The following is a 14,442-nucleotide window of genomic DNA, read 5'->3' on the forward strand; positions in this document are numbered from 1 at the left end:
CGCCTCCGGGCGGGGTCAGCGGACGGGGTGGCCGGCGGAGCGCAGGGCGGACTTGACCTCGCCGATGCGGAGGTCGCCGAAGTGGAAGACGGAGGCGGCCAGCACCGCGTCCGCGCCCGCCCGCACCGCGGGGGCGAAGTCGTCGAGCCGCCCCGCACCGCCGGAGGCGATGACCGGCACGGTCACGTGCTTGCGCACCGCGGCGATCATCTCCAGGTCGTAGCCGTCCTTCGTCCCGTCGGCGTCCATGGAGTTGAGCAGGATCTCCCCCGCGCCCAGCTCCGCCGCCCGGTGGGCCCACTCGACGGCGTCGATGCCGGTCCCGCGTCGCCCGCCGTGCGTGGTGACCTCGAAGGACCCGCCCTCCGTGCGGCGCGCGTCGACCGACAGCACCAGGACCTGACGCCCGAACCGCTCGGCGATCTCCCGGATCAGCTCGGGCCGCGCGATGGCCGCCGTGTTGACGCCCACCTTGTCGGCCCCGGCCCGCAGCAGCTTGTCCACGTCGTCGGCCGTGCGCACGCCGCCGCCGACGGTCAGCGGGATGAACACCTGCTCCGCCGTGCGCCGGACCACGTCGTAGGTGGTCTCCCGGTCGCCGGAGGATGCGGTGATGTCCAGGAAGGTCAACTCGTCGGCGCCCTCGGCGTCGTAGACCTTCGCCATCTCCACCGGGTCCCCGGCGTCGCGCAGGTTCTGGAAGTTGACGCCCTTGACGACCCGGCCGTTGTCGACGTCCAGGCAGGGGATGACTCGGACCGCCAGGGTCATGAATCCACGGCTCCTCGAAGAATCGGAAAAAGGGAAAAGCTACTGGGCTCGGTATGCCTCGAGTTCGACCTCGACCAGGATCCGCGGATCGACGAACCCCTCGACGACCACCAGCGTCGTCACCGGCCGTACCGGGCCGAAGACCTCCTGATGGGCGCGGCCCACCGCCTCCACGTCGCGGCGGTGGGTCAGGTAGAGGCGCGTGCGGATCACCGACTGCGCGCCGAGCCCGAACTCCTCGAGGGCGCGCAGCGCGTTGCCGATGGCGGCACGGGTCTGCTGGTAGGGGTCACCTTCGCCGGTGAGCACCCCGCCCCGGAAGGCGGTGGTGCCGCCCACCAGAACCCGGTCGCCCGCCGCGACGGCGCGGGCGAAGCCGATCTCCTCCTCCCAGGGGGTGGGTTCCGGACTCTGCACGCGCCGCACGGCCTCGGTCATCGGGAAACGGCCTCCAGTGCCTCTTCCAGGGTGAACGCCTTGGCGTAGAGCGCCTTGCCCACGATGGAGCCCTCGACGCCGAGCGGGACCAGCTCCGCGATGGCGCGCAGGTCGTCCAGCGAGGAGACGCCGCCGGAGGCGACCACCGGCCGGTCGGTGCGGGCGCAGACGTCCTTGAGCAGCTCCAGGTTGGGGCCCTGCAGCGTGCCGTCCTTGGCGATGTCGGTCACGACGTACCGGGCGCAGCCCTCGGAGTCCAGGCGGGCCAGGGTCTCCCAGAGGTCGCCGCCGTCGCGGGTCCAGCCGCGGCCGCGCAGCGTGGTGCCGCGCACGTCCAGGCCGACGGCGATCTTGTCGCCGTGCTCCGCGATGATCTTGGCGACCCACTCGGGGTCCTCCATCGCGGCGGTGCCGATGTTGACGCGGGTGGCGCCGGTGGCGAGGGCGGCGGCGAGCGAGGCGTCGTCGCGGATGCCGCCGGAGAGCTCCACCTTGATGTCCATGGCGCGCGCCACCTCGGAGATCAGCTCCCGGTTGTCGCCGGTGCCGAAGGCGGCGTCCAGGTCGACCAGGTGGAGCCACTCGGCGCCGGCCGACTGCCAGGCGAGGGCGGCCTGGAGCGGGGAGCCGTAGGAGGTCTCGGTGCCGGACTCGCCGTGGACGAGGCGGACGGCCTGGCCGTCGCGCACGTCGACGGCGGGGAGCAGTTCGAGCTTGGCCATGTCTACAGGGTTCCGATCCAGTTGGTGAGCAGCTGCGCTCCGGCGTCGCCGGACTTCTCGGGGTGGAACTGGGTGGCCCACAGCGCGCCGTTCTCGACGGCGGCGACGAACGGCCTGCCGTGGGTGGACCAGGTCACCCTGGGGGCGGCGATCGACGGGTTGTGCGACTCGAGCGACCAGTCGTGGACGGCGTACGAGTGGACGAAGTAGAACCGCTCCGCGGGGTCGACCCCGGCGAACAGTTCGGTGTCCTCGGGCGCCTGGACGGTGTTCCAGCCCATGTGGGGGACGACCTCGGCCTGGAGCGGCTCGACGGTGCCGGGCCACTCGTCGAGGCCCTCGGCCTCGACGCCGTGCTCGATGCCGCGGGCGAAGAGGATCTGCATGCCGACGCAGATACCCATGACGGGGCGGCCGCCGGAGAGCCGGCGGCCCACGATCCAGTCGCCGCGGGCCTCCTTGAGGCCCTTCATGCAGGCGGCGAAGGCGCCGACGCCGGGGACCAGCAGGCCGTCGGCGTTCATGGCCCTGTCGTAGTCGCGGGTGATCTCGACGTCCGCTCCGGTCCGGGCGAGCGCCCGCTCGGCGGAGCGGACGTTGCCGAACCCGTAGTCGAAGACGACGACCTTCTTGGGGCTGCTCATGCTCCTACTTCCAGTACATGACGCCGGCGACGATGCTCATGGCGGCGCCTATGGAGAGGACGGCGATCAGGTTCTTCGGCATCTTCTGCTTGGCGAAGGAGATCACTCCGCCGAGCAGGAAGAGGCCGAGGATGATCAGTGCGGTGGAGAGACCGTTCATCGGGGTTACAGCGCGCCCTTCGTGGACGGCAGGATGCCCTCGGCGCGCGGGTCGCGCTCGGAGGCGTAGCGCAGGGCCCGGGCCAGGGCCTTGAACTGGCACTCCACGATGTGGTGGGCGTTGCGCCCGTACGGCACGTGGACGTGGAGCGCGATCTGCGCCTGGGCGACGAAGGACTCCAGGATGTGGCGGGTCATCGTGGTGTCGTAGGAGCCGATCATCGGCGCCATGTTCTCCGGCTCGGTGTGCACCAGGTAGGGGCGGCCGGAGAGGTCCACGGTGACCTGGGCGAGCGACTCGTCCAGCGGCACGGTGCAGTTGCCGAACCGGTAGATGCCGACCTTGTCGCCGAGCGCCTGCTTGAAGGCGGCGCCGAGGGCGAGGGCGGTGTCCTCGATGGTGTGGTGCGAGTCGATGTGGAGGTCGCCCTCGGTCTTCACGGTCAGGTCGAAGAGGCCGTGCCGGCCGAGCTGGTCCAGCATGTGGTCCCAGAAGCCGACGCCGGTGGAGATCTCCGTGCGTCCGGTCCCGTCGAGGTCGATCTCGACCAGGACGGAGGTCTCCTTGGTGGTGCGCTCCACGCGTCCGCGGCGGCTCATGCGTTGTGCTCCTCGTTCTTCTTCACGTTGTTCCTGGCGAGCCCGGGGTCCTTGGCGAGCGTGCGTACCGCTTCGAGGAACGCGTCGTTCTCCGCGGGCGTGCCCGCGGTCACCCGCAGCCATCCGGGGACGCCGTTGTCCCTGACCAGCACGCCCTGGTCGAGGATGCGGCGCCAGGCGGCGTGCGTGTCCTCGAACCGGCCGAACTGGACGAAGTTGGCGTCGGAGTCGGTCACCTCGTAACCGAGTCCGCGGAGTTCGGCGACCAGGCGGTCGCGCTCGTCCTTGAGCTGCTCGACGTAGCCGAGCAGGGTGGCGGTGTGTTCCAGGGCGGCGAGCGCCGTGGCCTGGGTGACCGCCGACAGGTGGTAGGGCAGCCGGACCAGCTGCACGGCGTCGACCACGGCCGGGTGGGCGGCGAGGTAGCCGAGCCGCAGGCCCGCGGCGCCGAACGCCTTCGACATGGTCCGGGAGATCACCAGGTGCGGGCGGCCCTCCAGCAACGGCAGCAGCGAGGCGCCGTGGCTGAACTCGACGTAGGCCTCGTCGACCACCACGATCGACGGCTTGGCGGCCTGCGCCGCGTCGTAGAGGGTGAGCACGGCCTCGGCGGGCACCGCGTTGCCGGTGGGGTTGTTGGGGGTCGTCACGAAGACGACGTCGGGCCGGTGCTCGGCGATGGCCTTCTCGGCGGCCTCGACGTCGATGGTGAAGTCGTCGTGGCGCGGCCCGGAGATCCAGCCGGTGCCGGTGCCGCGGGCGATCAGGGCGTGCATCGAGTACGAGGGCTCGAAGCCGATCGCGGTGCGGCCGGGCCCGCCGAAGGTCTGCAGCAGCTGCTGGAGGACCTCGTTGGAGCCGTTGGCGGCCCAGACGTTCTCCTTGCCGATCCACTGCCCGGCGGCGCCGGCCGTGTCGTTCAGGTACGCGGCGAGGCGGGTGCGCAGCTCGACCGCGTCCCGGTCGGGGTAGCGGTTGAGGTGGCGGGCGGCCTCGCGGACGCGCTCGGCGATGCGCTCGACCAGCGCGTCGGGCAGCGGGTAGGGGTTCTCGTTGGTGTTCAGGCGCACCGGCACGTCGAGCTGGGGCGCGCCGTAGGGGGACTTGCCCCGCAGCTCCTCGCGTACGGGCAGGTCGTCAATGCGGATCTCGCTCACTTGCTGTCCGGCACCTTCCAGTCGAACCGCGCCTTGATCGCCGCGCCGTGCGCCGGGAGGTCCTCGGCCTCGGCGAGGGTGACCACGGTGCGCGCCACGTCGGCCAGCGCGTCGCGGCTGTAGTCGACAATGTGGATGCCGCGCAGGAAGGACTGCACGGACAGGCCGGAGGAGTGGCAGGCGCAGCCGCCGGTGGGCAGCACGTGGTTGGAGCCGGCCGCGTAGTCGCCCAGCGAGACCGGGGACCAGGGGCCGACGAAGACGGCGCCCGCGTTCGTTACGCGGTCGGCGACGGCGGCGGCGTCGGCGGTCTGGATCTCCAGGTGCTCGGCGCCGTAGGCGTCGACCACCCTCAGGCCCTCCTCCAGGCCGTCGGTCAGGACGATCGCGGACTGCCGGCCGGCCAGCGCCGGGGTGATCCGCTCGGTGACGTGCTTGCTCGCCTCGACCTGCGGCTTGAGTTCGCGCTCGACGGCCTCGGCCAGCGCCTCGGAGTCGGTGACCAGCACGGCGGCGGCCAGCGGGTCGTGCTCGGCCTGGCTGATCAGGTCGGCGGCGACGTGGACCGGGTCGGCGGTGTCGTCGGCGAGGATGGCGATCTCGGTCGGGCCGGCCTCGGCGTCGATGCCGATCTTTCCGGTGAAGTACCGCTTGGCGGCGGCGACCCAGATGTTGCCGGGGCCGGTGACCATGTCGGCGGGCGGGCAGGACTCGGTGCCGTACGCGAACATCGCGACGGCGGTGGCGCCGCCGGCCGCGTACACCTCGTCGACGCCGAGCAGGGCGCAGGCGGCGAGGATGGTCGGGTGCGGCAGGCCGCCGAACTCCTTCTGGGCGGGCGAGGCGACGGCGAGCGAGGGCACGCCGGCCTCCTGCGCGGGCACCACGTTCATCACCACGGACGACGGGTACACCGAGCGTCCGCCGGGCACGTAGAGACCGACCCGCTGGACCGGCACCCACTTCTCGGTGACCGAGCCGCCGGGGACGACCTGGGTGGTGTGCGTGGTGCGGCGCTGGGCGCGGTGCACCATGCGGGAGCGGCGGATCGACTCCTCGAGGGCGGCGCGGACCTCGGGGTCCAGCTCCCGCAACGCCTCGGTGAGCGCGGCGGCCGGGACGCGCACGGTCTCCAGGCGCACCCCGTCGAACTTCTCGGCGAAGTCGATCAGTGCCGCGTCGCCACGATGATGCACGTCCTCGCAGATCGGCCGCACCTTCTCCAGGGCGACGGACACGTCGAAGTCGGCTCGGGGCAGCAGGGCGCGCAGGGCGGGACCCTCGGGGAGGGCGTCGCCGCGCAGATCGATTCGGGAGATCACGCCCCCAATTCTCTCAGACCCGCGGAGGGACCGGCGTCACGTATCAGCGGCTGATACGGGCGCGCGCGGGGCGGCGGTCCGCGCGCCGTCGCGCGGCGGACCCCCTCGGGACCCCCTCGGCCGTCCGGCGGACAAAGTTCACCGTCACCCAAGGTGTTCATATGGTCACGTTCGGGCATGACCCGCAGTAACACCGATGAACGCGGGTCCATCAGCGTGTGTCCGGAGGAGGGTGTGAGTGCCGTGACCGAGAATGGCGCCGTCTTCCCCGACGGAGGGATCCGGGCCGACGGACTGCCCGGGGACCTCACGGCGGCCGAGTCGGGGATGTGGCAGGCCTTCCGCGACGGCAGCGTCTACGACCTGCGTCACGGAGACCCGGTGGTGGACGATCCGCACGGGCGCCACCCCTGGGGTCCGGAGCGCTCCGTCCGTGCCCGCATCGTCTGCTGGCTGCTGCTGGACGGCCCGCCGGCGCTGGCGGGCCGGGTGTCGGCGCTGAAGCTGGTGGGGGTGCGGGTCACCGGCCCGCTCGACCTGGCGGGCGGCACGGTCGAGCCGTACGTGCAGATGGAGGACTGCCGGTTCGACCAGGAGATCCTGCTCCCGGAGGCCAGGTTCACCACCGTGCGGCTGGAGAACTGCGCGGTCCCCCGGCTGGAGGCGGCCCGCCTGCACACCGAGGGCGACCTGCACCTGCCGCGCTGCCGCTTCGCCCGCGGGATCCGCCTCTCCGACGCCCGCATCGGCACCGACCTGCTGCTCAGCCAGGCGGTGGTGCGCCACGACCGGCACGGGCGCTCGCTGTCCGCGGACGGCATGACGGTGGGGCAGGACCTCCAGGCCGACCTGCTGGAGTCGCACGGCGAGCTGGGCATGCGTTCAGCGGAGGTGGGCGCCTCGCTGAGCCTGCGCGGCGCCCGGCTGGCCAACCCCTACGCCCGGCTCGCCCTCAACGCCCCCCAGCTGACCGTGGGCCGCGCCCTCTACCTGACGCCCGCGGGGGTCGGCGCGGGGCAGCCGGGCGGGGTCACCCCGGCGCGCGGCACCCGGGTCCAGCCCTTCGAGTGCCTGGGCGGGGTGCGGCTGGACGACGGGCGGTTCGGCGACTCGGTGGACCTGCGGGCCGCCCGGTTCGACCTCACCGCCGAACAGGAGCTGTCGCTGCGCCGGGTGCAGACGCCGGAGCTGCGCTTCCTCCCGGTGCGGCCGCGGCGGGGACGGGTGGTGCTGTCCGGGGCCCGGGTGGGCAATCTGGTCGACCGGGCGGAGAGCTGGCCAGGGCCGGGCCGCCTGCACATGGGCGGGTTCGCCTACGAGAACCTGGTCCCGCAGGGCCCGTTCACCCTGGAGCAGCGTCTGGAGTGGCTGGCCGCGGCGACCCCCGAGTACAGCCCGGAGCCGTACGAACTGCTGGCCACGGTGCTGCGCGGCGGCGGCGAGGACGAGGACGCCCGGGAGGTGCTGCTGGCCAAGCAGCGCCGCCGCCGGGAGACGCTGCCACCGGCGGCCAAGGTCTGGGGGTACGCGCAGGACATCACCGTCGCCTACGGCTACCGCCCGGCCCGGGCGGCGGTGTGGATGGCCGTCCTGTGGGCGGCGAGCACGGTGCTGTTCTCCCAGGCCGATCCGACACCGGCCCGGCTCGACGAGCACCCGCCCTGGAGCGCGGCGCTCTTCTCCCTGGACCTGCTGCTGCCGGTGATCGACCTCGGACACGCCACGGCCTGGCACCTGCAGGGGGTGTGGCAGTGGATGGCCTCCGTGCTGATCCTGCTGGGCTGGGGTCTGGCCACGGCGGTGGCGGCCGGGGCCACCCGCCTGCTGGGCCGGCACTGACCGCCTCCCGCCCGCGGGCCTGCGACCGCGGCGCGGGTCCGGCGGCCGCGCGCATTAGGCTTTTGCGCCGTGACCACCCTGCGGCTGCCGCTGTTTCCCCTGAACATGGTCCTGTTCCCCGGGCTCGTGCTTCCTCTGAACGTCTTCGAGGAGCGGTACCGGGCCATGATGCGCGATCTGCTCCTGGTGCCCGAGGAGGCGCCGCGCCGGTTCGCCGTGGTCGCCATCCGGGACGGCCACGAGGTGGCGCCGAGCGCTCCCGGCATGCCGGACCCGACGGCGCTCCCCGAGCGCGGCCCGGCCGCGGGCTTCGCCGCGGACCCGGCGAACTCCTTCCACTCGGTGTGCTGCGTGGCCGACGTGGCGACGATCCGGGAGCGCGAGGACGGGACCTACGAGGTGCTGGCCACCGGCACCAGGCGGGCCAGGCTGCGCTCCGTGGACGCCTCCGGCCCCTACCTCACGGGCGAGCTGGAGGAGCTGCCCGAGGAGGAGGGCGACGGGGCCGGGGCGCTCGCGGAGGGCGTGCTGCGGTCGTTCCGGCAGTACCAGAAGCGGCTGGCGGGCGCGAGCGAGCGGTCGCTGTCCTCGGCGGCCGAGCTCCCGGACGAGCCGTCGGTGGTCTCGTACCTGGTGGCGGCGGCCATGGTGCTGGACACGCCGACCAAGCAGCGGCTGCTGCAGACCCCGGACACGGCGTCCCGGCTCCGGGACGAGCTGCGGCTGCTGCGGCAGGAGGCCTCGATCATCCGCAGCCTTCCCTCCCTCCCGGCCGGCGACCTCACCCGGACCCCGACCAGCCTGAACTGACCCGGCGCCGGACCGAGCGGCCCGCCCCGGCCCTCCCGCCACCCGCACGGGCGTGGTCGTGGCCGGCAGCCCGCACGGCTCCGTGCACGGCCGCCCGCACGGCCTGGGCGGCCGTGCACCCGATCACCGTCACAGGGCCCCACCGGCCCCCTGGCCGCCACCCACCAGGGCACACGACCACACCGACACGCACCGCCCGTGCCCTGCACACGGCCCCGCGCCGCCCGCGCCCGTGCGCGCAGCGCCCGCACGGCGAGGGCGGCCCGCACCGGATGACCACCCGCGGGCACCGCCCGTGCCCCCACCGGCCTCCTGGCCCCGCCGCACCGGCCCGCGAACGCATCGGCCCCCACCACCCACCCACCCCACACCCCGCACACAGGCCCCGCGCCGCCCGACCCCGTGCGCGCAGCGCCCGCACGGCCGCGGGCTTGGGTGGCATACACGCGGATGACCGCCCATGCCCATGCCCGTACCCCCACCGGCCCCTGGCCCCCCGCACCGGCGCACCGGTTGGCGCACCAGCGCATCGGCACCGCCGCCTATGCCCTGAACGCAGGCCGTCAGCCGCCGTGGGGGCCGACTCCGTGCGCCGCCCGCGCGGGCGCGCGGCGGCCCGGCCATCACCGGACGCCCCACAGGGCCCCACCGGCCCCCTGGCCGCCACCCACCAGGGCAATACGACCGCGTCGGCGCGCACCGCCCGCACCCTGCCCGCAGCCCCCGTCCCGGCCGGCCCCGCGCGCTGCCCGCATGAGGCACGGACAGGGCCACCCTCCACCGGATGACCGCCCACAGAGCCCCGCCCGCACCCCGCCAGGGGCCCGTCCGCTCCCGGCCGGCGCCCTGAATGCCGCCGCCGCACGGCGCACGACCGCATCGGCACACCCGTCCAGGCCCTCGACGCAGGCCGTCGGCAGCATGCCGACCCACGCCCGTACGCGCCGCGCGCACGGGCGTGGGCGGCCCGGATGGCCGCCCGCAGGCGCCGCCCATGCCCCCACCGGCTCCCTGACGGCCGCACGCACGGCCGCACGCCGGCCGGCTCGCCATGCCGGCACCCGTCACCCGGGGCCCGGGTGACGCCGCCCGGGCACCCTGGGGCGCCGGGCCGGCGGTTCGGGGCCGTGGCCGCCGTCGCGGACCGGACCGGAAGGGCCCCGCCGCCCGGGGCGGGGAAGGCCGGGGGTACCACCGCGGCGCGGATCATCCTCCGGACGACGTCGCCGCCCCCGGCGGCCCCGCACTACGCTGCGGACCGGCCCACCCCGGCCTCCACCGCCCCACGGTGGACCCCGCGGCGGAAGACAGGAAGATGGCGAAGAAGTCGAAGAAGCAGCAGTCCGGCGGAACGCCCGCCACGGTCGCCCTGACCGATGCCGGGGTGCCGTTCACCGTGCACGCCTACGAACACGACCCCGCCCACCCCTCCTACGGCGAGGAGGCCGCCGAGGCGATGGGGGTGTCCCCGGACCGGGTGTTCAAGACGCTGGTCGCGGACGTCGACGGCTCGCTGGTGGTGGCCGTCGTGCCGGTGGCCGGGTCGCTGGACCTGAAGGCGCTGGCCTCCGCGGTGGGCGGCAAGCGGGCGGCGATGGCGGACCCCGCGCTGGCCGAGCGGACCACGGGCTACGTGCGGGGCGGGATCTCCCCGCTGGGCCAGCGCAAGAAGCTGCCGACGGTGCTCGACGCGTCCGCGGAGGGTCACGGGACGATCTGCGTCTCGGCCGGGCGGCGCGGTCTCGAGGTGGAGCTGGCCCCGGCGGACCTGGCGTCGCTCACCTCCGCGGCGCTGGCGCCGATCGGTCGCGCCTAGGGCCGCGAGGCCGTCGCGGGGTGTGTACCGGCCGCCGCGGGGCCGGGTCCGCCGCCCCGCCTCACTTGGCGGGCCGGGCGTCCTCCGCGTCGCCCTCGGCGGGTTCCGCCGCCCACCGCTCCGCGTCGGTCTCGTCGCGCGGCACCAGCAGGGCCGTCAGCGCCAGGTGCACCAGCAGGGCCACCACCGGCCAGGCCACCAGCGCGCTGACCGCGTGGAGTTCCAGCGGGGCGTCGAACCGCACGCCCGCTCCCACCTCACGGGCGTGCGCCGCCACGTCCGCGGTGGGGCCGAGGGAGGCGCCGGCCTGCCAGGCCACCAGTGACCCGAGCAGCCCGCCGGCGCACAGTCCGGCCGCCACCGGCACACCGCCCCGCCGCACGAGCAGGAACACCAGCCCGCCGCTGAGGAGTCCGAAGCCGGCGGCGAGCAGGGTGAACGTTCCGTCCGCGCCGACCGCCTGTTCGCCCTCGATCTCCGCGAGGTAGGCGACCCATCTGCCGTCGGACACCTCGCCGACCAGCGGCACCCGCGGCGCCAGCCAGACCCAGAGCAGCCCCAGCAGCAGTCCCGCGGCGGTGAGCGCGGCGAGGACCAGCGCGGCCTGGCGCAGCTCGGTCCGCAGACCGGGGCCGCCCTCCAGGTAGGCCCGCAGCGCGGAGCGGGGGGCGAACCGGTGGGAGCCGCCGGCACCGGCCGTCGCGCCCGCGGAGCCGCCGCCGGAGCCGTCGCCGGAGCCGTCGCCCTGCGCGGCGGGCTGCGCCCCGCCGGGGGTCCGGTCGGCGCCGTGGGCCGTGGCCCCCTGCGCGGTGGCGTTGTGAGACTCGGACTGCGGGTGCGGCGGAGGAGTCAGAGGTGCGGTCACCCTGACATCGTGCCAGGCGTCGGCGGCCGGCGCGTCACCGGACGGCGGCCCTGCGGTAGGCCCAGGTGGCCACGGCCAGCGAGACCACGCCGACGGCGGCGCAGACGGTGAGGTCGCCGAGCACCCGTGCCCAGTCCGGCCGCGCCCCGAAGGAGCGGGTGAACGCCTCCACCGCGTAGGTGGACGGCAGCAGGTCCCGGGCCAGGGCCACCACCTGCGGCATCCGGGAGGCGGGCAGCACGCCCAGCAGGAGCGCCCCCGACATGCCGAGCTGCCCCAGCAGGGTGGCCAGCTCCGGCCGGGGCGCGAGCAGCCCGCAGGCCGCCCCGAGCCCGGCCAGCGCGGCCCCGGCGAGCGGGATGACCGCGGCCAGCACCCACAGATGGGTGAGCGGCAGCCCGAACAGCAGACAGCCGAAGACCGCGGTGACCACGGTGCCGGGCACGGTGAACGAGGCGTAGGCCGCCGCCGCTCCCAGCACCACCGCGGCGGGCGGCACCGGCAGGGTGGCGTAGTGGTCGAGTCCGCCGCTGGCCCGCAGCTGCCCGAAGTACTGGGAGAGCAGGTTGAGCGCGACGAAGGCGACGACCAGCACGGAGGAGCCCGCCACCACGGCCCGCGCCTCGGCGCCGCCGTCCACCACGCCCCGCATCAGGATCATGATGCCGACGGACTGGAAGGTGGCCACGAAGAGGAGCGGGATCCGCGCCACCCGCGCCCGGGAGAGCTGGGCCCGGTAGACGGCGCCCAGGGCGGGCCACAGCCGGGCCCGCGGCCCCAGCTCGGCGACGGCCTCCGCGGCGCCCTCCGCCCGCGGGGCCGCGGGCGGCGCCGGAGCCGTGCCCGGCAGGGTCTCGGCGGGTACGACGCTCACAGGCTGCTCCTCATCGTCCACACGGTCGGCTCGTCCACACGGTCGGCCACGCCCGCCTCATGCCTTCACCAGCCCGCGCGCCTCGCCGCCGAGCGCCAGGTAGACGTCCTCCAGACTGGGCGTGGCCAGCGTGAAGTCGTCCAGGGCGGCGAAGGCGGCCCCGCCGGTGACCGCGCCGACGGCGGCCCGCGCCTCCTCGGGGGCGAGCCGCAGCGTCCAGCGGCGGCCCGACTCGACGGCCCGGCCGCGCAGCGCCGCCACCTCGGGCACGTGCAGCGGCGCCCGTTCGCGCCAGACGAGGTCGACGCGGACCTCGTCGGCGACGCGTTCCTTGAGTCCGGAGGGCGAGTCGCAGGCGATGACCCGGCCCCGGTCGAGCACGGCGACCCGGTCCAGCACGGTCTCCGCCTCGATGACGTTGTGGGTGACCAGCAGCACCGTCGCCCCGTGCTCGGCGCGGCGGCGGTCGACGGCGGACCAGACGGCGCGGCGGGCGACCGGGTCCATGCCGGTGGTGGGCTCGTCGAGGACCAGCAGCGGCCGCTCGCCGACCAGGGCGGTGGCGAAGCAGGCGAGCCGGCGCTGGCCTCCGGAGAGCTTGCGCAGCGGGCGCCCGGCGATCGGGCCGAGGCCGAGTTCGTCGAGGACGGCGTCGCGCTCCGCGCGGGCGGTGCGGGTGTCCAGGCCGCGCAGCCGGCCGGTGGTCTCCGCGGCCAGCGAGACGGTCAGCTCGTCGAGGGCGGTGGACTCCTGGCCGAGGTAGGCGAGGAGCCGCGAGGCGCGCTCGGGGTGGCGGACGACGTCGTGGCCGTAGAGGGTGACGCTGCCGCGGTCGGGCCGCATCAGGCCGGTGATCTGCCGGACCAGGGTGGACTTGCCGGCGCCGTTGGGGCCGAGCAGGCCGAAGATCTCGCCCCGGTGGACGTCCAGGCTGACGGCGTCGGTGGCCCGCACCTCGGGCGTGCCGGGCGCGCCGCGGCGGCCCCGGCCGGCCGGATAGGTCTTGGTGAGGTCACGCACCGCGCACACGACCTCAGGACGCGGGGACGGCGGTGCGGGGCGTTCGTTCACGAGGGATGAGCCTACGGGGTGCCCGACTCGGCCCGAAATCCGACCCGGCTCCCCCGGGTCCGCCTCGTCACTCGGCCACGGCGGGGCGTTCCGCGCCGGTGTGGCTGTCGACCTCCCGCCAGAAGCCCGCCCGGATGGCGTAGCGGTCGTGTTCGTCGATCTGGTCGTCCTTGTGCGCGAGGAGTCCGAAGCGGGCCGCGTAGCGCAGGAGTTCGCCGTCGACGCGGTGCGGGATGCGGGGGTACTCGGCGGAGAGCTTGTCCAGGCAGGAGGGGTCGGTGACGCGCTGGATCCAGCGGCGGGCGAAGACCTGGCCGACCTCGTAGGCGTCGCCGCCGACGCTGGTGATGTCCTCCTCGTGGTCGGCCCACCGCTGCTCGGCGCTGGTGAGCTGGGCGAGGGTGGGCAGGGTGGCCGCCTCGGCCGACTCGGGGGGCGTGCCGGGGCGCTCGACCCAGCCCCGGTCGGAGGACCAGCGCAGGGTGGCGGTGGTCGTGGGCTGCGGGGCGGGCGCGGTGGCGGTCTGCGGGCCGGGGGCGCGCAGCGCGGCGAGGTCCTTGGGGGTGGGCACGCCCTTGGGCGCGGGCACCCGGTCGGGGCCGCCGTTCTCGCCGTTGCCGTTGACGCCGCCGTTGACGGAGGCGGTGTGGGCGGACTCGTGGGCGGGGGCCTGCCGGTCGCCCTGGGTGTGGGGGTCGCCGGGCGGGGCGGAGAGGATGGCGGCGATCTCCGGGCGCGGTGCGGGCGGCGGCGGGCACGCTCCGGCGAGGTCGCGGGCGCGGACGGCCTGGGTGATCCAGGCCCGGTCGAGCACGCGGCGTTCGTCGGCCTCGGCGACCAGGTCCTCGGACTGGTTGTAGTTGTTGTCGGCGGCCTGCACGGCCCACAGGTGGACGGCGACGCCGTGCTCCTTGGCGGACATCATCCCGGGCAGCAGATCGCCGTCGCCGGTGACGAGCACGATGTCGGAACAGGCGCGGTTGCGGGCGAGTTCGGTGAGTTCGGCGTGCATGGCGGCGTCGACGCCCTTCTGCGCCCAGCGTCCGTCGGAGCGGGTGAGGGCGCCGAGGCGGACGGTGACCCGGGGCATCACCCGCAGCCGGCGGTGCTCGGGCTGCGGGACCCGGTCGGGGGCGCCGTCGAACCAGTAGATGCGCAGCAGGGGTTGCCGCGTGTCCGCCTCGGCGCGTTCCCGGAGGCCTTGGATGAGGGCGGCGTGGTCGACGGTGATGCGGGACCGCGAGGGCTCTCCGGCGAGGAGGCTGGCGGCGGCACCCAGCAGATATCCGGCGTCCACCAGGACGATGCAGCGGTCCACGCGGTCACCCTCTTTCCTCTGTCCGGGGAGGTGTGC

15 protein-coding genes are annotated in these 14,442 nt (G+C 74.9%); 3 read left to right on the plus strand and 12 right to left on the minus strand.

Annotated elements, in window-relative coordinates:
* Positions 1-15 precede the first annotated feature (15 nt).
* The 8 genes from hisF to hisD are packed head-to-tail and all read right to left on the minus strand — an operon-like array spanning position 16 to position 5,813.
* On the minus strand, positions 16-771 hold the full coding sequence (gene hisF, locus GBN72_RS17530; protein ID WP_151772792.1) for an imidazole glycerol phosphate synthase subunit HisF: 756 nt from the start codon (positions 769-771) through the stop codon (positions 16-18).
* Positions 772-810: 39 nt separating this feature from the next.
* Entirely contained in the window at positions 811-1,209 is a 399-nt protein-coding gene (locus tag GBN72_RS17535) for a RidA family protein (protein ID WP_151772793.1), read from the minus strand.
* Complete coding sequence (gene priA, locus GBN72_RS17540) at positions 1,206-1,931, minus strand: bifunctional 1-(5-phosphoribosyl)-5-((5-phosphoribosylamino)methylideneamino)imidazole-4-carboxamide isomerase/phosphoribosylanthranilate isomerase PriA (RefSeq protein ID WP_151772794.1); 726 nt, start codon at positions 1,929-1,931, stop codon at positions 1,206-1,208. The genes GBN72_RS17535 and priA overlap by 4 nt, the downstream gene beginning before the upstream one ends.
* Before the next feature lie 2 nt (positions 1,932-1,933).
* The gene (gene hisH / locus GBN72_RS17545; RefSeq protein WP_151772795.1) at positions 1,934-2,575 is read right to left on the minus strand and encodes an imidazole glycerol phosphate synthase subunit HisH; all 642 of its coding nucleotides are present in this window, start codon (positions 2,573-2,575) and stop codon (positions 1,934-1,936) included.
* Positions 2,576-2,579: 4 nt separating this feature from the next.
* On the minus strand, positions 2,580-2,735 hold the full coding sequence (locus GBN72_RS34150) for a CG2302 family histidine operon protein (RefSeq protein WP_164540704.1): 156 nt from the start codon (positions 2,733-2,735) through the stop codon (positions 2,580-2,582).
* Positions 2,736-2,740: 5 nt separating this feature from the next.
* The gene (gene hisB / locus GBN72_RS17550) at positions 2,741-3,334 is read right to left on the minus strand and encodes an imidazoleglycerol-phosphate dehydratase HisB (RefSeq protein WP_151772796.1); all 594 of its coding nucleotides are present in this window, start codon (positions 3,332-3,334) and stop codon (positions 2,741-2,743) included.
* Entirely contained in the window at positions 3,331-4,491 is a 1,161-nt protein-coding gene (locus GBN72_RS17555) for a histidinol-phosphate transaminase (RefSeq protein ID WP_151772797.1), read from the minus strand. Before GBN72_RS17555 ends, hisB begins: the two co-directional genes overlap by 4 nt.
* Complete coding sequence (gene hisD, locus GBN72_RS17560; RefSeq protein WP_151772798.1) at positions 4,488-5,813, minus strand: histidinol dehydrogenase; 1,326 nt, start codon at positions 5,811-5,813, stop codon at positions 4,488-4,490. The genes GBN72_RS17555 and hisD overlap by 4 nt, the downstream gene beginning before the upstream one ends.
* Before the next feature lie 243 nt (positions 5,814-6,056).
* Between hisD and GBN72_RS17565 the strand changes: the two genes are divergently transcribed.
* The 3 genes from GBN72_RS17565 to ybaK all read left to right on the plus strand — a co-directional run bounded on the left by GBN72_RS17565 (position 6,057) and on the right by ybaK (position 10,278).
* A complete protein-coding gene (locus tag GBN72_RS17565) occupies positions 6,057-7,652 on the plus strand; it encodes an oxidoreductase (RefSeq protein ID WP_246212615.1) in 1,596 nt (531 codons plus the stop codon).
* A 69-nt stretch (positions 7,653-7,721) separates the two neighbouring features.
* Entirely contained in the window at positions 7,722-8,462 is a 741-nt protein-coding gene (locus GBN72_RS17570) for an LON peptidase substrate-binding domain-containing protein (protein ID WP_151772799.1), read from the plus strand.
* 1,315 nt (positions 8,463-9,777) lie between these two features.
* Positions 9,778-10,278 carry a Cys-tRNA(Pro) deacylase gene (ybaK, locus tag GBN72_RS17575; protein ID WP_151772800.1) on the plus strand — a complete coding sequence of 167 codons (501 nt, stop codon included), beginning with the start codon at positions 9,778-9,780 and terminating at the stop codon, positions 10,276-10,278.
* Between the two features lie 61 nt (positions 10,279-10,339).
* On the opposite strand, the gene GBN72_RS17580 is transcribed toward ybaK, so the two are convergent.
* The 4 genes from GBN72_RS17580 to GBN72_RS17595 form a co-directional block, all read right to left on the minus strand.
* Positions 10,340-11,143: a hypothetical protein gene (locus GBN72_RS17580; protein ID WP_174887154.1), complete on the minus strand. Its 804-nt coding sequence runs from the start codon at positions 11,141-11,143 to the stop codon at positions 10,340-10,342.
* Between the two features lie 34 nt (positions 11,144-11,177).
* Entirely contained in the window at positions 11,178-12,017 is an 840-nt protein-coding gene (locus tag GBN72_RS17585; protein WP_151772801.1) for an ABC transporter permease, read from the minus strand.
* 57 nt (positions 12,018-12,074) lie between these two features.
* A complete protein-coding gene (locus tag GBN72_RS17590) occupies positions 12,075-13,046 on the minus strand; it encodes an ABC transporter ATP-binding protein (protein WP_151773288.1) in 972 nt (323 codons plus the stop codon).
* Positions 13,047-13,155: 109 nt separating this feature from the next.
* Positions 13,156-14,406, minus strand: a complete 1,251-nt coding sequence (locus GBN72_RS17595; protein ID WP_151772802.1) for an NYN domain-containing protein — start codon at positions 14,404-14,406, stop codon at positions 13,156-13,158.
* Positions 14,407-14,442 lie beyond the last annotated feature (36 nt).

Source organism: Streptomyces abyssomicinicus, assembly GCF_008974245.1.
In the GTDB taxonomy this organism is placed as follows: Bacteria; Actinomycetota; Actinomycetes; order Streptomycetales; family Streptomycetaceae; genus Streptomyces; species Streptomyces abyssomicinicus.